Here is a 17,612-nt window from a genome sequence, read left to right as displayed (position 1 = left end):
GCTGACCCTACCGTGGCCGGCTGCCTCCCTTGCGGGTTAGCGCACCGTCTTCAGGTAAAACCAACTCCCATGGTGTGACGGGCGGTGTGTACAAGGCCCGGGAACGTATTCACCGTGGCGTGCTGATCCACGATTACTAGCGATTCCAACTTCATGGGCTCGAGTTGCAGAGCCCAATCCGAACTGAGACGGCTTTTTGAGATTTGCGAAGGGTCGCCCCTTAGCATCCCATTGTCACCGCCATTGTAGCACGTGTGTAGCCCAGCCCGTAAGGGCCATGAGGACTTGACGTCATCCCCACCTTCCTCGCGGCTTATCACCGGCAGTCTCCTTAGAGTGCTCAACTAAATGGTAGCAACTAAGGACGGGGGTTGCGCTCGTTGCGGGACTTAACCCAACATCTCACGACACGAGCTGACGACAGCCATGCAGCACCTGTGCTCCAGGCTCCGAAGAGAGGGTCACATCTCTGCGACCGGTCCTGGACATGTCAAGGGCTGGTAAGGTTCTGCGCGTTGCGTCGAATTAAACCACATGCTCCACCGCTTGTGCGGGCCCCCGTCAATTCCTTTGAGTTTTAATCTTGCGACCGTACTCCCCAGGCGGAATGCTTAAAGCGTTAGCTGCGCCACTAGTGAGTAAACCCACTAACGGCTGGCATTCATCGTTTACGGCGTGGACTACCAGGGTATCTAATCCTGTTTGCTCCCCACGCTTTCGTGCCTCAGCGTCAGTATCGGGCCAGTGAGCCGCCTTCGCCACTGGTGTTCTTGCGAATATCTACGAATTTCACCTCTACACTCGCAGTTCCACTCACCTCTCCCGAACTCAAGATCTTCAGTATCAAAGGCAGTTCTGGAGTTGAGCTCCAGGATTTCACCCCTGACTTAAAGACCCGCCTACGCACCCTTTACGCCCAGTGATTCCGAGCAACGCTAGCCCCCTTCGTATTACCGCGGCTGCTGGCACGAAGTTAGCCGGGGCTTATTCTTGCGGTACCGTCATTATCTTCCCGCACAAAAGAGCTTTACAACCCTAGGGCCTTCATCACTCACGCGGCATGGCTGGATCAGGGTTGCCCCCATTGTCCAATATTCCCCACTGCTGCCTCCCGTAGGAGTTTGGGCCGTGTCTCAGTCCCAATGTGGCTGATCATCCTCTCAGACCAGCTACTGATCGTCGCCTTGGTGAGCCATTACCTCACCAACTAGCTAATCAGACGCGGGCCGATCTTTCGGCGATAAATCTTTCCCCGTAAGGGCTTATCCGGTATTAGCACAAGTTTCCCTGTGTTGTTCCGAACCAAAAGGTACGTTCCCACGCGTTACTCACCCGTCTGCCGCTGACGTATTGCTACGCCCGCTCGACTTGCATGTGTTAAGCCTGCCGCCAGCGTTCGCTCTGAGCCAGGATCAAACTCTCAAGTTGGACTTGAACTTTGAACCGGCTGATCACAACGTTTGACGAGGTCCCACCATTATCGACCGAAGTCGATGTGCTGCCCGCGATTCACATCGCTGGCAACGATGGTGTTTCCTTGAAAACGTGTACCGCCGAAGTCTTTCGTCCGGTCTCGATCAGAAAAGCCGAAGCTTCCCGGAAGCGAGACCCGCAAGGACTCCGCCGTCCACGTTTCTCTTTCTTCATCTTCACTTGTCAAACAGCCCGAGACCGGAGAGGCCTCAACCTTCCTGAGAGGAAGGGTTCCGACACCCTTACCGACGATGGATGAACTCCAACCGACTGGTGTCGGCTGTTGTGTCACTCAACAAGGTGAGGAGCATCAGTGGCGCGTTCGCTCGCCTTGGTCAGTGACCCGGCGGCGCCGCGCTCAGTGGTTGGGGTTATAGGCCCCACCTTCCGGCCTGTCAACGCCAATCGTCAACAAATCGTCGCACAGCGGACCAGCGGGAAAACACCCACGATTCCAGCCGTTTAGAGAGGCGTCAGACGCGCCGAACGCGCCGGCCCGGCAAAAAAATCTGAAAAAAAAGTTTGCCCGCCCGCGCCCCCCGGAGGGCGCCTTGGAGCCCTGCCCAGCGCCCTCCCCTGGGCCCCTCCCCGGCGCCCCGACACCCCTGGGCCGGCGTGCCCGTCCCAAGGGCCGCCGGTCCCCGGCCTGGCGCGCCCACGCCCCCGCCGGATCGGGCCCTACCCCCACCCGGCCGAGCTCCGCCCCTAGTCTGACGGGGCCTTTTCGGCCCGGCGTTCAGGAAACTTTTTCCATATTTGGCGCCGTACTTGAGCCACAATCCCGCGGCGTTCTGATAAGAGACAAGCTTGAATCGCGGGTGATGCCAGTGGGGGCTGCCGGCGATTTTGATGGGGTCAGAGGAAGGCGATCTTGCAGATGACGCGGCCTTCTTCCGACATTCGAGAGACATCGAGAGACCTTTTTCCGTTTAGCTGTTCGTAATTTCGGCCGGCCCCTCGTCGGGGCTTTCTGACCGCGAGCGCCTATGCGGCTTGCCTTTTTCCTGCGATACGCCTCGAAGAGGGCGACCGGGACGAGGCTCGAAACCGGGCTTTTGGGTCGTTGAGTTGGGGGACTTTGGGTTGAACCACAGGACGTCACGCGGCACTTACGGGCGCGAGACCGGGATCATCGATCTCGGCCACGAGCCGCCGCTGTCCGTCGATGGTTCTGAAGCCGCCGTGATCGACCGCCGCCGTGTCTCGGTACAATGGTTCAGCGGGACAATTTTGACCGGACTCTGCGGCGCAGCCCTGATCGGCGGCGCCGTTTTCGCTTCTCTCGACGGCGAGATGACCTTCGCCAAGGTGCCGGAGCGGGTCGAAGGCGCGCTGCGCGGAGCATTCGGCGCCGCCGATCGCGCCGCCACGCTGCACAAGAGCGACCGCCTGCCGCCGCCGAGCGAATCCACGGCCTCGCGCAACGTGATGCGCGTCTCGACGGTCGCGCGCGTCGGCAACCGTGACGTGATGCGGGTGCGTCCGTTCGTGCGGATCGCCGGCAATCTGTCGATGACGACGAGCGACCTGTCCGCGAAGATCCCGCCGTTCAACGCCCAGCGCCTGCTGACCGATGTCGGCTCCGACCCGAAGACGGCGTCCGACGATCCCAACAATCCCGAGGCCGTCGAGCCCGACGCGGAAGTGTCCTTCGTCACCAAGGACCTGTCGCCGGTGCTGCCGAAGGCCAAGATTTCCGCGGTGGTGGCGCTCGACGACATCCTGATGCGGGTGCGCGATGCCGCCAATTGGCGCGGCAATGGCGGGGTGCGCTACGCCTCGCTCGCCAACACGGCTGCCGACATCTCCGGCGCGACCGGTCCCTCCGACATCAGAACCGCCTACGCTCCCGAGGCCTCGCCGTCCGATCCCTATGCCGGCTTCGAGACGCGCGTGGTGCCTGAAAACGTCACGCTGCTGCCCAAGACCAAGGAGCAGATCACCGGCGGCAACCCCAACGGCGAACGCGTCCACATGGTCAGGAAGGGCGACAGCGTCGCCGGCGTGCTGCGCGATCTCGGCGCCAATGCCGACGAGATCAAGGCGATCACCGCGACGCTCGGACCGCGCGGCCGCGACGGCGGCCTGAAGGAAGGCGAGAAGCTCCGGATCCTGATGGCGCCCGCAAGCCCCGGCGCCCGCCTGCAACCCTACCGTGTCGTCATCGCAAACGAGACCATGGTCGAGGCGATCGCGGCGCTGTCCGACCTCGGCAAATACGTCGCCGTCGACGTCTCCAGCATGAACACCGTCGCCGACACTGCGGCGAGCGCCAGCAGCGACGACGACGATGACGATGACGGCTCCGGCGTGCGGCTCTACCAGAGCATCTACGAGACCGCGATGCGCAACAAGGTCCCGATGCCCGTCATCGAGGACATGATCAAGATCTACTCCTACGACGTCGACTTCCAGCGCAAGGTGCAGCCCGGCGATTCCTTCGACGTGTTCTACGCCGGCGAGGACGAGGGCGTGACGTCGACCGAGAAGAACGAGGTGCTGTTCGCCTCGCTCACCGTCGGCGGCGAGACCAAGAAATACTACCGCTACCAGAGCCCCGACGACGGCCTCGTCGACTATTACGACGAGACCGGCAAGAGCGCGAAGAAGTTCCTGGTCAGAAAGCCCGTCAACAACGCCATCATGCGCTCCGGCTTCGGCGGCCGCCGCCACCCGATTCTCGGTTACGTGAAGATGCATACCGGCGTCGACTGGTCCACCAGCTACGGCACGCCGATCTTCGCCTCCGGCAACGGTGTGATCGAGAAGGCGGGCCCCGAGGGCGGTTACGGCAAGTACATCCGCATCAAGCACGCCAACGGCTACGAGACCGCCTACGGCCACATGTCGGCCTTCGCCAAGGGCATGGAGCCCGGCAAGAAGGTGCGGCAGGGCCAGGTGATCGGTTTCGTCGGCTCCTCCGGCCTGTCGACCGGCCCGCACGTCCATTACGAGATCCTGGTCAACGGCCGCTTCGTCGACCCGATGCGCGTGAAGCTGCCGCGCGGCCGTTCGCTGGAAGGCCCGATGCTGGCGAGCTTCGAGAAGGAGCGCGACCGGCTCGACGGCATGATGAGCGGCCGCGGCGGCGTCATCGCCCGCATGTCGGACGCCACGGGCGGACCGTTGCAGGTCACCAACCGGTAGGCCGGCAACCCGCCGGTATCGTCCGGGATTTTCAAACAGGATTTAAAACAAGCACCCTGCGCAGCGAGGCCGCTTCGCGGCGTCACAACGTCAAGTTTCGTTTGCCAAAGCCGCAGGACGGGCGAATACTTTCCAAAAAACGGGAGGTCACGCCATGAGAAGCAGGCTCGTCTGCGCAGCACTGGTGGCTGCGCTATTCTCCACAACGAGCGCATCGGCCGACGGCTGGGAGGTTACGAGGCTGGTGCAGGGCTCGGCGTTCCACGGCGTGCACGGGCTCGGTGTCGACAAGGCCGGCCACTTGTTCGCCGGCAGCGTCGCGGGCGCTGCGCTCTACGAGGTCGACATTGCCGGCGGCAGCGCCAAGGTTGCGATCCCGGCACCGGTCGGGATGGCCGACGACATCGCCTTCGCGCCCGACGGCACCATGGCCTGGACCGGCTTCCTCGCCGGCGATCTCTATGCGCGCAAGGGCGACGGACCGATCAGGAAGCTCGCGTCCGGGCTTCCCGGCATCAACTCGCTCGCCTTCCGCAAGGACGGCAGGCTCTACGCCACCACCGTCTTCCTCGGCGACGCGCTCTACGAGATCGACATCGAGGGCGTCAAACCGCCCCGCCAGATCATGGAGAAGATGGGCGGCCTCAACGGCTTCGAGTTCGGTCCCGACGACAAGCTCTATGGTCCGCTCTGGTTCAAGGGCCAGCTCGCAAGGGTCGACGTCGACAAGGCCGAGCTGAATGTGGTCGCCGACGGCTTCAAGGTCCCGGCCGCCGTGAACTTCGATTCCAGGGGCAACCTCTTCGTGGTCGACACCGCGCTCGGCCAGCTCGTCCGGGTCGATCCGAAGTCCGGCGCCAAGACCATGGTCGCGCAGCTGAAGCCCTCGCTGGACAATCTCGCCATCGACGACAAGGACCGCATCTACGTCTCCAACATGGCCGACAACGGCATCCAGGAGGTCGATCCCGCGACCGGCCAGGCCAAGCAGATCATCATCGGCAAGCTCGCTTTGCCCGGCGGCATCGGCATCACGAGCGAGAACGGCAAGGACACGATCCACGTCGCCGACCTGTTCGCCTATCGCACGGTGGATGGTGCGACCGGCGAGGTCACCGAGAAGTCGCGCATGCACGCCGCAGGCACGACGCTCGAATATCCGATGAGCGCGACGGCGAAGGGCAACGACGTGGTCCTGTCGAGCTGGTTCACCGGCACCGTGCAGGTGATCGACGGCAAGACCGGCGCGACGCGAGACATGCTGCACGACTTCAAGGCGCCGCATGACGCAATCGTGCTCGCGGACGGCAGCATCCTGGTGGCCGAGCTCGGCACCAAGTCACTGATCAAGGTGAGCGGCGAGCACGGCAAGGACCGCACCACGCTGATCGGTGCGCTTGAAGGCCCCGTGGGGCTCGTTCGCGGGGCCGGCGACGAGGTCTACATCACCGAGGCCTTTGCCGGCCTCGTCTCCAGGATCGACAGCAACGGCGAGAAGACCGTTGTCGCGAAGGAGCTGAAGATGCCGGAAGGCATCGCACGCACAAACGACGGCAAGCTGATCGTCGCCGAGGTCGGCGCCAAGCGGCTGATCGAGATCGTGCCGGAAAGCGGCAAGATCACCGAGATCGCCGCCAATCTCCCGATCGGCCTGACCGGCGCGCCCGGCGGCTTGCCGACGCATGTGCCCACCGGCGTCGCCGTCGGCGCGACAGGCGCGATCTACGTCAGCTCAGACATCGAGAATGCGATCTACAAGGTGGTGAAGAAGTAGGAGAGCCGCATACACGGAGTGGCGGGAACCGGCGCACCGGTTCCCCGGTTAGACGCTGACGGAAGCCAGCAGGAGGATCGCCCATGACGCGCCTCTCACGCGACGACGTCGCCAAAGCCGTGGACCGCGCCGACGACGTCACCATTGCCCAGATCATCGGAATCGGCGCGACCGCCGAAGAACTCACGGAGGCCCAGGCCTGGCTCGCCAATGACGAGCCGATGATCAACGATTTGCGCCCGCTGGCGCAGGGCCGCGTGCGCGAGCTGGTGGATATTTTGTCGGAGCTGGAGGAGGAGGAGGACGGGGTCGAGCCGCGCTCCGCCTCGGCCCCCGGCAACTAAATCTAGGCTGACAGCAAACAAGACGCCCCGGAGAGGTGACCCTCCGGGGCGATTTTACTTCAGGCCTAAGCACTGACGCTCAGTTCAGCTTCCGCTTCGGCACCGGTGCCTCGAACTGCGCAATCTCCGCGGTCTGCGGCGCCTTGCCGTTGAAGGTCAGGACGTTGCCTTCGGCCGAGATCGCGACATGGTCGCCGTCCCTGACGTCGCCGGCGAGGATCATCTCGGCGAGCGGGTCCTGGAGGTAGCGCTGGATCACCCGCTTCAAGGGCCTTGCGCCATAGGCAGGGTCCCAGCCCTTGGCGGCCAGCCAGTCGCGGCCGGCGGCATCGAGGCTCAGCACGATCTTGCGATCGGTCAGGAGCTTCTGCAGCCGCGCGAACTGGATCTCGACGATCCGGCCCATCTCGCTGCGCTGCAGCCGGTGGAACAGGATGATCTCGTCGACGCGGTTGAGGAATTCGGGGCGGAAGTGCGCCCGCACCATTCCCATCACCTGCTCGCGCACGGCCGAAGTGTCCTCGCCCTCCGGCTGGTTCACCAGATATTCCGAACCGAGGTTCGAGGTCATGATGATCAGCGTGTTGCGGAAGTCGACGGTACGGCCCTGGCCGTCGGTCAGGCGACCGTCGTCGAGCACCTGCAACAGGACGTTGAAGACGTCAGGATGCGCCTTCTCGATCTCGTCGAACAGCACCACCTGGTAGGGCCGGCGCCGCACCGCCTCGGTGAGCGCACCGCCCTCGTCATAGCCGACATAGCCCGGAGGCGCGCCGATCAGCCGCGAGACCGAGTGCTTCTCCATGTATTCGGACATGTCGAGGCGGACCATCGCGGTCTCGTCGTTGAACAGGTACTCCGCGAGCGCCTTGGTCAGCTCGGTCTTGCCGACGCCGGTCGGCCCGAGGAACATGAACGAGCCGGTGGGGCGGTTCGGGTCCTGCAGGCCGGCGCGCGAGCGGCGCACGGCGGTTGCGACCGCACGCACGGCCTCGGCCTGGCCGACGACGCGCTTGCCGAGCTGCTCCTCCATCTTCAGGAGCTTCTCCTTCTCGCCTTCCAGCATCTTGTCGACCGGCACGCCGGTCCAGCGCGAGACCACCTGCGCGATGTGGTTGGCGGTGACCGCCTCTTCCATCATCTCGCCGGAGTTCTCTTTGGCCTCGATATCGGCAAGCTGCTTTTCGAGCTGCGGAATCCGGCCATAGGCCAGCTCGCCGGCCTTCTGGAATTCGCCGCGCCGCTGCGCGTTGGCGAGCTCGACCCGCAGACCGTCGAGCTCGGCCTTCAGCTTCTGGGCATCGGAGAGCTTGCTCTTCTCCGCGCTCCAGCGCGCCGTCAGCGCCGCCGACTTTTCCTCGAGCTCGGCGAGGTCCTTCTCCAGGGTCTGGAGGCGGGACTTGGAGCCGACATCGCTTTCCTTCTTCAGCGCCTCCTGCTCGATCTTGAGCCGGATGATCTCGCGGTCGAGCGAATCCAGCTCTTCCGGCTTGGAATCGACCTGCATCTTCAGCCGCGCCGCGGCCTCGTCCATGAGGTCGATCGCCTTGTCGGGCAGGAAGCGGTCGGTGATATAGCGGTTGGACAGCGTCGTGGCCGCCACCAGCGCGGAATCGGTGATCCGCACGCCGTGATGCTGCTCGTACTTGTCCTTCAGCCCACGCAGGATCGAGATGGTGTCCTCGACCGAGGGCTCGCTGACGAAGATCGGCTGGAAGCGCCGCGCCAGCGCGGCGTCCTTCTCGACGTGCTTCTGATATTCGTCGAGCGTGGTCGCGCCGATGCAGTGCAGCTCGCCGCGGGCGAGCGCGGGCTTGAGCAGGTTGGAGGCGTCCATCGCGCCGTCGCCCTTGCCGGCGCCGATCAGCGTGTGCATCTCGTCGATGAACAGGATGAAGGTGCCCTCGCTGCCGGTCACTTCCTGCAGCACGGCCTTCAGCCGCTCCTCGAACTCGCCGCGATATTTCGCGCCGGCGATCAGCGCGCCCAAGTCGAGCGAGAGCAGCTTCTTGTCCTTCAGGCTCTCCGGCACGTCGCCGTTGACGATGCGCAGCGCGAGGCCTTCGGCGATGGCGGTCTTGCCGACGCCGGGCTCACCGATCAGGACGGGATTGTTCTTGGTCCTCCGCGAGAGCACCTGAATCGTGCGGCGGATCTCCTCGTCGCGGCCGATGACCGGGTCGAGCTTGCCGTCGCGCGCGGCCTGGGTCAGGTCGCGGGCATATTTCTTCAGCGCGTCATAGGCGTTCTCGGCGGTCGCAGAATCGGCCGTGCGGCCCTTGCGTAGCGCCTCGATCGCCGCGTTGAGGTTTTGCGGCGTGACGCCGCCCTTGTTGAGGATCGTGCCGGCCTCGCTGGTCTTCTCCAGCGTGAGCCCGAGCAAGAGCCGCTCGACGGTGACGAAGCTGTCGCCGGCCTTCTCGCCGGCCTTTTCGGCAGCGTCGAAAGTGCGGGCCAGCTCGGGCGCGAGATAGATCTGCCCGGCACCGCCGCCGGAGACCTTCGGCACCTTGTTGAGGGCGTCCTCGGTCGCCTTCAGAATTGCGCGGGAATTGCCGCCAGCGCGGTCGATCAGACCGGCGGCGAGCCCTTCATTGTCGTCCAGAAGGACTTTCAGGACGTGCAGGGTGGAAAACTGCTGGTGCCCCTCGCGCATCGCGAGCGACTGCGCGGACTGGATGAAGCCCCTGGAGCGTTCGGTATATTTCTCGATATTCATCTTTTCTGTCCCTCGGCCTGCCCTTGGGGCCCTCTAAAGGCACCCCAATACGGCATCTTCATTGGGTTTCCGCTGACCGCCTTGAGGTTTCTCAAGCGACAACGGCCGTCTTTCGCCGACGTTGCTGCCGGCCTGAGCCAAATGTGGGAAGCAGGTTGCGGATGCGAAAGAGGCAACTTCACAATTTCGTGCGCGCGTGAGCCGGCTTGGCGATGGCCGGCCGAATCCCTTAAGTAGCGGCATGACAGCCAAAGATACCGCCGAGATCACCGGCCTCTATCGTTATCCGATCAAGGGCCTGACGCCGGAACGCCTGTCGCGCGTCCCTTTGCAGGTGGGCCAGACCCTGCCGGCCGACCGCCGCTACGCCATCGAGAACGGCCCGAGCGGGTTCAACCCCGAGGCGCCCGAATGGAAGCCGAAAATCCAGTTCCTGATGCTGGCGCGCAATGAGCGGCTGGCCGCACTCGACAGCCGCTTCGACGACGAAACCAATCTGCTGACCATCCGCAAGGACGGCCAGATAGTCGCCAGCGGCGATCTCGAGACCGCCGCCGGACGCGCTGCCATCGAGGCCTATTTCCGCGAAAACTTCCAGCCCGAGTTGAAGGGGCCGCCCAAGGTTCTGTCCGGCCGCGACCACAGCTTCTCCGATGTCGCCCGCAAGGTGGTCTCCATCATCAATCTGAGCAGCGTCCGCGCCATCGAGACCATGCTCGGCGGCGTCGCCGTGCATCCGCTGCGCTTCCGTGCCAATCTCTACGTCAAGGGCTGGCCGGCCTGGTCGGAGCTCGACCTCGTCGGCCAGACGCTCGCGATCGGGCAGGCCCGGCTGAAGGTGGTCAAGCGCATCGTCCGCTGCCCGGCCACCAATGTCGATCCGGAAACCGCCAGGCGCGATCTCGAGATCCCGCCGACGCTCTCGCGCCATCTCGGCCACATGGACTGCGGCATCTATGCCGAGGTGATTGCCGATGGCGAGATTGGCGTCGGCGATGTGGTGGCGGTGGAAGAGCCGAGATTGGTGTGAGCCAACGGCGTCTCCACGCACGCCGTCATTGCGAGCGCAGCGAAGCAATCCAGATATCTATCCGCTGAGGCAGTCTGGATTGCTTCGTCGCAAGAGCTCCTCGCAATGACGAGGCTCAATTCGGCATCACATACGCATAGATCTTGCCGCGCGAGACCGGGGCTTCGCGGACGCGGTTGCCGTTGTTGCCGGAGATCATGATCGGATTGCCCTGCGCGTCGATGCCGGTGACGATGCCGACATGACCGCCGCGGCGGCCGCGCGACATCACGGCGATGGCGCCGACCTGCGGACCGGAGATGCGCGTGCCGTAGCGCGCGAACGAGCTCGCCATGTCGGAGCCTGAGCCCTTATGGCCGGTATGCTCCAGCACCATGTTCATGAAGCGCGCGCACCACAGGCTGCCGCGCCCGGTCGGATTGCCGCCGATATAGCGGCGCGCCTCGGACACGAGGCCCGATCCACCACTTGGGGCAAGCGCGTTGCCGGCCACGCCGCCATTGCTGGCGCTGGGATCGTAGCTCGCCTGGGTGTCGGCGAAACCGCCCGCCTGCAATTGCGCCGCGCTGCGCTCGAAGCGCGAGCCTCTCGCATGATGGCGGTGGTGGTGATGCCTGGCGTGGTGCACGTACGCGTGCCGCTCTGCGCTATGGCGATGATGCGGCCGGGCCGAGGCCGGAGAAACGAACGCGGCGACCGCCGCGAAGAGAAGCGCCAGCGCGACAACACAACGCGACAGGCGGTACGCAAACAACTCAACCATTCTTCATCCTACGTTGACACCCCCACTTCCCGCCGGCCCGTGCAATGGCCGACATCCGCTTGGCCGTTAAGCCGCCCGATGTGGCGAGAAAAAGACGCGACGTCGGCGAATAGCTGCGATGATTTTGTGTTTGTACTCGGCTGCTGCTGCCGCATTGCCGACAACAGAATTAACTGCGATCCTCGAGCATGGCTTGAAACAGAGGGAACGGTTAATGCCCCATGCCACGACCAGGGACGGCGTCCGCATTTATTTCGAGGAGGCGGGCCAGGGAACGCCGATACTTTTTCTGCACGAGTTCGCGGCCGACTACACCAATTGGGAGCCGCAGATGCGCTACTTCTCGCGTGGCCATCGCTGCATCACCTATTCGGCGCGCGGCTATACGCCGTCCGATGTGCCCGATGGCGAGGTCTACACCTACACGCATTTCTACACCGACGCGCTTTCCGTGCTCGATCATCTCGGCATCGCGCGCGCGCATCTCGTCGGCCTGTCGATGGGCGCCTATTCCTCGCTGCAGATCGGGCTCAACGCGCCGCAGCGCGCGTTGTCGATGACGCTGGCCGGCGTCGGCTCCGGCTCGGAGATCGAAAATCTCGAGAATTGGCGCGAGCAGTGCCGCGCCAATGCCGAGCAGTTCGAGACGCTGGGCTCCGCCGAGGTCGCGAAAGTCACGCGCGAGGCACCGAGCCGGATTGCGTTCCTGGTGAAGGACCCGCGCGGGCACGCCGATTTCTACGCCGCGCTGGCGCGGCACGACGCCAAGGGATCGGCGCGGACCATGCGCGGATTCCAGGGCCGCCGTCCCTCGATCTATACGATGACGGGCGCGATCAGAGGCGCAGCAACACCCGCGCTCATCATCTGCGGCGACGAGGACGATTTGTGCATCGGGCCGAGCCTGTTCCTGAAGAAGCATCTGCCCGCGGCGGGCCTCGCGATGTTTCCGAAGTCCGGCCACGTGCTCAATCTGGAGGAGCCCGCGCTGTTCAACGAGAGCGTGGAGCGATTCGTGACGCTGGTTGAAGCAGGAAGATGGCCGGTGCGGGACCCGCGGTCGCTGGCTCCGCATTGAGGCAGAGGCGCTGCCAAGCACTCCGTCATTGCGAGCGCAGCGAAGCAATCCAGAATCCCTCCGCGGACGCAGCCTGGATTGCTTCGTCGCAAGAGTTCCTCGCAATGACTGTGGAAAACTACTTCCCTCCGCCCCGGCTCAGCAGGAACACCGCCTGCTCGCCGAACATGTTCCACACCCACCAGGGCAGGTTCAGCGGCACCGGGCGGCCGTAGAGATCGAGCGCCACCGAGCGCTCCATCTTGACGTTGATCTCGTCGCAGAGCTGCACGAAATCCTTGATGGTGCAGAAATGGATGTTGGCGGTGTCGTACCAGGTCGCCGGCAGGTTCTCGGTGCGCGGCATGTGGCCGCCGATCAGGAGCTGGAGCCGCATCTTCCAGAACCCGAAATTCGGGAACGAGACGATGGCGCGGCGGCCGATGCGCAGCAGGTTCTCCAGCACGATCTTCGGCTGCCGCGTCGCCTGCAGCGTCTGCGACAGGATCACATAGTCGAAGGCATCGTCGGGATAGTTGACGAGATCGGTATCGGCGTCGCCCTGCACCACCGCGAGGCCCTTGGCGACGCAGCGGTTGACGCCCTCGCGCGACAATTCGATGCCGCGGCCATCGATGCCGCGGGTCTCCAGCAGCTGAAGCAGATCGCCGTCGCCGCAGCCGACGTCGAGCACCTTCGAGCCCGGTCTGACCATCTCGGCGACCAGCCGGTGATCGGCGCGATAATCACCGGACGGCCTGGCCGCAACGCCGTCCAGCGGCAACACTTCCTGCACGGACATCTTAGCTACCCTTCAATCCGCGGGCCTTGCCTGCCGATTGCAGGAAGGCGCGGGAGATGTCGAAAAATTCGGGCACGTCGAGCAGGAAGGCGTCGTGGCCGCGATCGGTCTCGATCTCGGCGAACGACACCCGCGCGCTCGAGGCGTTCAGCGCGTGCACCAGCGCGCGCGATTCCGAGGTCGGAAACAGCCAGTCGCTGGTGAAGGAGACCACGCAGAAGCGGGTCTTGATGCCGGCGAAGGCCTTCGCCAGCACGCCGCCGTGGTCGGCGGCGATGTCGAAATAGTCCATCGCACGCGTCAGATAGAGATAGGAATTGGCGTCGAAGCGCTCGACGAAGGACGAGCCCTGGTAGCGCAGATAGGATTCGACCTGGAAGTCGGCGTCGAACGAGAAGGTCGGCAGCTCGCGGTCCTGCATGCGCCGGCCGAACTTGCGGTGCAACGCCGCGTCCGAGAGATAGGTGATGTGCGCCGCCATCCGCGCCACCGCGAGCCCGCGATGCGGATGGATGCCGTGATCGGCATAGCCGCCGCCGTGCCAGTCCGGATCGGCCATCACGGCCTGGCGGCCGAGCTCGTGGAAGGCGATGTTCTGCGCCGAGTGCCGCGTCGCGCAGGCAATCGCCAGCGCGGAGTACACGCGGCTAGGATAGGCGGCGGTCCATTGCAGCACCTGCATGCCGCCCATCGAGCCGCCGACGACGGCAAACAGCGTGTCGATGCCGAGCCGGTCGATCAGCATCGCCTGCGCGCGCACCATGTCCGGAATGGTGATGACGGGAAAATCCAGGCCCCAGACCTTGCCGGTGGCGGGATTGATCGAGGCCGGCCCGGTCGAGCCCATGCAGCCGCCGATCACGTTGGAGCAGATGATGAAGTAGTGCTTGGGATCGATGGGACGGCCGGGGCCGACCAGCGTCTCCCACCAGCCCGGCTTGCCGGTGACCGGATGCAAATTGGCGACATGCTGATCGCCGGTCAGCGCATGGCAGATCAGCACCGCGTTGGAGCGATCGGCGTTGAGCTCGCCATAGGTCTGATAGGCGATCTGGAACGGGGAGAGATCGACGCCGCAATCGAGCCGCAGCGGCTGCTCGGTGCCGAAATGCGCAACCAGCGAGCTTGGACGGTCCACCTCATGCGACCGCTCGTCGGCGCTGATCGCGGGACTCGGTATCGACTTGACGCTACCCATCTCGGACATCGACCTCGTTTGCGACAGGCTGCTCGACCGCGCCGCTGACATCAGGCCATGAAAAACCCGGCCTGAACGATAGGTTCGGCCGGGATCGGAAGCGTCCCCGGCCTGTTTAGCGAGTTTTTTAACGTGGCTGCAAGCCGGCCGGCTCAAATGACCACGGAACGGGCAAAAGCTACCGTCTTGGGCGGTTTTCGTCAAGTCACGGGCCCGGATCGGCCCGATTGGCCTCTGCGGCGACGCCCGCAAAGCACGTCATTTCTCTTTGCTTTCGCCGCCACGACTGCCTAATCAGGACATCCCCCACCGGAACGATCGACGACCCGACATGTCCCAACGTCCGCCCGCGCCACCATCGCTGCAGGAACTGCGCAAGGAGATCGACGCGATCGACGAGGGCATGCATCGCCTCCTCATGCAGCGCGGCGACATCATCGACCGCCTGATCCAGGTGAAGCAGACCCAGGAGGTCGGCTCGGCGTTCCGCCCGGCGCGCGAGGCTTCGATGATGCGCGAGATCGTGCAGCGTCATCGCGGCATCCTGCCGCTCGACACGGTCGAGAGCATCTGGCGCGTCATCATCTCGACCTTCACCTATGTGCAGGCGCCGTTCTCCGTGCATGCCGACATCTCGGTGAGCGAGCCGGCGATGCGCGATTCCGTGCGCTTCCATTTCGGCTTCACCGTGCCCTACGTCGCCCATTTCAGCGCACAGGCCGCGGTCGAGGCGGTTGCGAAGTCCAAGGGCGATCTGGCGCTGGTTTCGGCGACCTCGAGCCGCACACCATGGTGGCTGGAGCTGGAAGCCGACGGCGCGCCGAAGATCATCGCGCGGATGCCGTTCGTCGAGCGCGCCGACCATCCTGCTTCACTGCCGGTGTTCGCGATCTCGCGGGTCGCCGACAGCGCCCTGGTGACGGAGGTCGAGACCTTCAGCGTGCGCGTCTCCGGATGGAACGCCGAAGTCGCGCGCGCGCTGTCGCCGCTCGCCGAGATCGTGGCGGTGCCCGATACCGCCTTCGACGGCGCGGCGCTGCTGGTCTCGGTCACCGGCGCGACCAGCATCGACAAGATCAGGGCTGCCCTGATCGAGGCGGGGGCCTCGGTGCGCTCTGTGGCCCTCGTCGGCAGCCACGCAACGCGCTATACGGTGCCCCCGACCGGGCCGAAATCGTAAATCGCGAAAAGCCAAAGCCTATCCGGAGTTCAAGATGTCCCGCCCCGTGCCGAATCCCGGCATTCTCGATATTGCGCCCTACACGCCCGGCAAGAGCCCGGTCGCCGAGCCGGGCCGCAAGGTGTTCAAGCTCTCGGCCAACGAGACGCCGTTCGGGCCCTCGCCCAAGGCGATCGAGGCGTTCAAGCGCGTGGCGGATCATCTGGAGGACTATCCGGAAGGCACCTCGCGCGTGCTGCGCGAGGCGATCGGCCGCTCGTTCGGGCTCGATCCCAACCGCATCATCTGCGGCGCCGGCTCGGACGAGATCCTCAACCTGCTCGCGCACACCTATCTCAGCCATGGCGACGAGGCGATCTCCACCACGCACGGCTTCCTGGTCTACCCGATCGCGACCATGGCGGTCGGCGCCAGGAACGTCGTCGCGCAAGAGACCAACCTCACTGCTAACGTCGACGCCATCCTCAAGGCCGTGACGCCGCGAACAAAACTGGTCTGGCTCGCCAACCCCAACAACCCGACCGGCACCTATCTGCCGTTCGACGAGGTCAAGCGGCTGCGCGCCGGCCTGCCCTCGCACGTGCTGCTGGTGCTGGACGCCGCCTATTGCGATTACGTCTCGCGCAACGACTACGAGATGGGGATCGAGCTGGTCGCCACCACCGAGAACACGGTGGTGACGCACACCTTCTCCAAGATCCACGGCCTTGCGGCGCTGCGCATCGGCTGGATGTTCGGGCCCGAGCACGTCATCGACGCGGTCAACCGCATCCGCGGCCCCTTCAACGTATCGACGCCGGCGATGTACGCCGCGGTCGCCGCGATCGAGGACACCGCGCATCAGGCGATGTCGAAGCAATTCACCGAGACCTGGCGCAACCGGCTGACCGAGGAGATCGGCAAGCTCGGGCTGAAGGTGACGCCGAGCGTCGCCAATTTCGTGCTGATCCACTTCCCGACCGAAAAGGGCAAGACCGCCGACGACGCCGACGCCTTCCTGACCAAGCGCGGACTCGTGCTGCGCGGCTTGAAGAATTACGGCCTGCCGCATGCGCTGCGCATGACCATCGGCACCGAGGAGGCCAACCGCCTCGTGGTCGAGGGCTTGCGCGACTTCATGGCGGGCAAATGAGCAGCACGCCGCACTTCCAGCGCGTGGCACTGATCGGCTTCGGCCTGATCGGCGGCTCGATCGCCCGCGCTGCGAAGCTCCAGAGCCTGGCCGGCGAGATCGTCACCACCGCACGCTCGGAGAAGACGCGCGCGCGCGTCGCCGAGCTCGGGATCGTGGATGAGGTGGTGGCGACCAATGCGGAGGCTGTGAAGGATGCCGATCTCGTCATCCTCTGCATTCCCGTCGGCGCCTGCGGACCCGTGGCGCAGGAGATCGCGCCGCATCTCAAGCCGGGTGCGATCGTCTCCGACGTCGGCTCGGTCAAGGGCGCGGTGGTCAGGGACATGGCCCCGCACCTGCCGAGCGGCATTCATTTCGTGCCGGCGCATCCGGTGGCAGGCACCGAGCATTCGGGGCCGGATTCCGGCTTTGCCGAGCTCTTCATCAACCGCTGGTGCATCCTGACCCCGCCTGACGGCGTCGATGCCGCGGCGACCGACCGCCTGCGCGCGTTCTGGGCCGCGATGGGCGCCAAGGTCGAGGTGATGACGCCGGATCACCATGATCTCGTGCTCGCGATCACCAGCCATTTGCCGCATCTGATCGCCTACACCATCGTCGGCACCGCCGACGAATTGGCGCAGGTGACGGAATCCGAGGTGATCAAATTCTCCGCCGGTGGCTTTCGCGATTTCACCCGCATCGCCGCGTCCGACCCGACGATGTGGCGCGACGTCTTCCTCGCCAACAAGGACGCCGTGCTGGAGATGCTCGGCACCTTCACAGAGGATCTCGCCAAGCTCACCCGCGCCATCCGCCGCGGCGACGGCGAAGCGCTGTTCGACCACTTCACCCGCACCCGCGCCATCCGCCGCGGCATCGTCGAGATCGGCCAGGATTCGGCAGCGCCCGATTTCGGCCGCCAGCACGGCGCGCTGAAGAAGCCGTAGTCACCCCTCTCTCCTCCGTCATTGCGAGGATCGAAGCGACGAAGCAATCCAGACTGTTTCC

Annotated in this window: 12 protein-coding genes, 1 rRNA gene and 1 riboswitch (1 of these 14 running past the window's edge); of the genes, 8 read left to right on the top strand and 5 right to left on the bottom strand. The window is 64.7% G+C overall.

Going from position 1 to position 17,612, the window contains the following annotated elements; genetic code table 11:
* Positions 1–1,428, bottom strand: a 16S ribosomal RNA gene (locus BDOA9_RS08940); it reaches 61 nt to the left of the window's first position.
* Positions 1,429–2,556: 1,128 nt separating this feature from the next.
* Here BDOA9_RS08940 and BDOA9_RS08935 point away from each other — a divergent pair.
* From BDOA9_RS08935 to BDOA9_RS08925, 3 genes are all read left to right on the top strand, one after another.
* Positions 2,557–4,620 (top strand): M23 family metallopeptidase, encoded by a 2,064-nt coding sequence (locus tag BDOA9_RS08935; RefSeq protein WP_025033597.1) that lies wholly within the window; start codon positions 2,557–2,559, stop codon positions 4,618–4,620.
* A gap of 154 nt (positions 4,621–4,774) precedes the next feature.
* Complete coding sequence (locus BDOA9_RS08930) at positions 4,775–6,394, top strand: SMP-30/gluconolactonase/LRE family protein (protein ID WP_025033596.1); 1,620 nt, start codon at positions 4,775–4,777, stop codon at positions 6,392–6,394.
* Between the two features lie 83 nt (positions 6,395–6,477).
* On the top strand, positions 6,478–6,738 hold the full coding sequence (locus BDOA9_RS08925; protein WP_025033595.1) for a hypothetical protein: 261 nt from the start codon (positions 6,478–6,480) through the stop codon (positions 6,736–6,738).
* A gap of 79 nt (positions 6,739–6,817) precedes the next feature.
* Here BDOA9_RS08925 and clpB read toward each other — a convergent pair whose 3' ends face one another.
* Positions 6,818–9,457, bottom strand: coding sequence for an ATP-dependent chaperone ClpB (gene clpB, locus BDOA9_RS08920; protein WP_025033594.1), 2,640 nt, complete (start codon positions 9,455–9,457; stop codon positions 6,818–6,820).
* Between the two features lie 241 nt (positions 9,458–9,698).
* On the opposite strand from clpB, the gene BDOA9_RS08915 reads away from it, so the two are divergent.
* Complete coding sequence (locus BDOA9_RS08915) at positions 9,699–10,487, top strand: MOSC domain-containing protein (protein ID WP_025033593.1); 789 nt, start codon at positions 9,699–9,701, stop codon at positions 10,485–10,487.
* A 115-nt stretch (positions 10,488–10,602) separates the two neighbouring features.
* Here the strand turns inward: BDOA9_RS08915 and BDOA9_RS08910 are convergent, their stop codons facing one another.
* Positions 10,603–11,250, bottom strand: coding sequence for a TIGR02594 family protein (locus BDOA9_RS08910; protein WP_025033592.1), 648 nt, complete (start codon positions 11,248–11,250; stop codon positions 10,603–10,605).
* A 214-nt stretch (positions 11,251–11,464) separates the two neighbouring features.
* Here BDOA9_RS08910 and BDOA9_RS08905 point away from each other — a divergent pair, with 214 nt between their 5' ends.
* Complete coding sequence (locus BDOA9_RS08905) at positions 11,465–12,328, top strand: alpha/beta fold hydrolase (protein WP_025033591.1); 864 nt, start codon at positions 11,465–11,467, stop codon at positions 12,326–12,328.
* A 118-nt stretch (positions 12,329–12,446) separates the two neighbouring features.
* On the opposite strand, the gene metW is transcribed toward BDOA9_RS08905, so the two are convergent.
* Together metW and metX are read right to left on the bottom strand one after the other, a co-directional pair.
* Positions 12,447–13,109 carry a methionine biosynthesis protein MetW gene (metW, locus tag BDOA9_RS08900; protein ID WP_025033590.1) on the bottom strand — a complete coding sequence of 221 codons (663 nt, stop codon included), beginning with the start codon at positions 13,107–13,109 and terminating at the stop codon, positions 12,447–12,449.
* Position 13,110: 1 nt separating this feature from the next.
* Positions 13,111–14,307 (bottom strand): homoserine O-acetyltransferase MetX, encoded by a 1,197-nt coding sequence (gene metX / locus BDOA9_RS08895; protein ID WP_025033589.1) that lies wholly within the window; start codon positions 14,305–14,307, stop codon positions 13,111–13,113.
* Positions 14,308–14,401: 94 nt separating this feature from the next.
* Positions 14,402–14,481: riboswitch (SAM riboswitch) on the bottom strand.
* Between the two features lie 157 nt (positions 14,482–14,638).
* Here metX and BDOA9_RS08890 point away from each other — a divergent pair.
* The 3 genes from BDOA9_RS08890 to BDOA9_RS08880 are packed head-to-tail and all read left to right on the top strand — an operon-like array spanning position 14,639 to position 17,551.
* Positions 14,639–15,487 carry a chorismate mutase gene (locus BDOA9_RS08890; RefSeq protein WP_025033588.1) on the top strand — a complete coding sequence of 283 codons (849 nt, stop codon included), beginning with the start codon at positions 14,639–14,641 and terminating at the stop codon, positions 15,485–15,487.
* Between the two features lie 34 nt (positions 15,488–15,521).
* The gene (gene hisC / locus BDOA9_RS08885; protein WP_025033587.1) at positions 15,522–16,619 is read left to right on the top strand and encodes a histidinol-phosphate transaminase; all 1,098 of its coding nucleotides are present in this window, start codon (positions 15,522–15,524) and stop codon (positions 16,617–16,619) included.
* A complete protein-coding gene (locus BDOA9_RS08880; RefSeq protein ID WP_025033586.1) occupies positions 16,616–17,551 on the top strand; it encodes a prephenate/arogenate dehydrogenase family protein in 936 nt (311 codons plus the stop codon). Before hisC ends, BDOA9_RS08880 begins: the two co-directional genes overlap by 4 nt.
* Positions 17,552–17,612 lie beyond the last annotated feature (61 nt).

This window comes from Bradyrhizobium sp. DOA9, assembly GCF_000617845.2.
Classification (GTDB): Bacteria; Pseudomonadota; Alphaproteobacteria; order Rhizobiales; family Xanthobacteraceae; genus Bradyrhizobium.
Note: the sequence above shows the minus strand (reverse complement) of the source record. Positions and strands in the feature narration are given on the sequence as shown.

What these genes read in the sequence shown, in the direction of transcription:
- BDOA9_RS08930 (WP_025033596.1), top strand. Translation starts at nt 4,775, where the DNA reads ATGAGAAGCAGGCTCGTCTGCGCAGCACTGGTGGCTGCGCTATTCTCC.
- BDOA9_RS08925 (WP_025033595.1), top strand. Translation starts at nt 6,478, where the DNA reads ATGACGCGCCTCTCACGCGACGACGTCGCCAAAGCCGTGGACCGCGCC.
- clpB (WP_025033594.1), bottom strand. Translation starts at nt 9,457, where the DNA reads ATGAATATCGAGAAATATACCGAACGCTCCAGGGGCTTCATCCAGTCC.
- BDOA9_RS08915 (WP_025033593.1), top strand. Translation starts at nt 9,699, where the DNA reads ATGACAGCCAAAGATACCGCCGAGATCACCGGCCTCTATCGTTATCCG.
- BDOA9_RS08910 (WP_025033592.1), bottom strand. Translation starts at nt 11,250, where the DNA reads ATGGTTGAGTTGTTTGCGTACCGCCTGTCGCGTTGTGTTGTCGCGCTG.
- BDOA9_RS08905 (WP_025033591.1), top strand. Translation starts at nt 11,465, where the DNA reads ATGCCCCATGCCACGACCAGGGACGGCGTCCGCATTTATTTCGAGGAG.
- metW (WP_025033590.1), bottom strand. Translation starts at nt 13,109, where the DNA reads ATGTCCGTGCAGGAAGTGTTGCCGCTGGACGGCGTTGCGGCCAGGCCG.
- metX (WP_025033589.1), bottom strand. Translation starts at nt 14,307, where the DNA reads ATGGGTAGCGTCAAGTCGATACCGAGTCCCGCGATCAGCGCCGACGAG.
- BDOA9_RS08890 (WP_025033588.1), top strand. Translation starts at nt 14,639, where the DNA reads ATGTCCCAACGTCCGCCCGCGCCACCATCGCTGCAGGAACTGCGCAAG.
- hisC (WP_025033587.1), top strand. Translation starts at nt 15,522, where the DNA reads ATGTCCCGCCCCGTGCCGAATCCCGGCATTCTCGATATTGCGCCCTAC.
- BDOA9_RS08880 (WP_025033586.1), top strand. Translation starts at nt 16,616, where the DNA reads ATGAGCAGCACGCCGCACTTCCAGCGCGTGGCACTGATCGGCTTCGGC.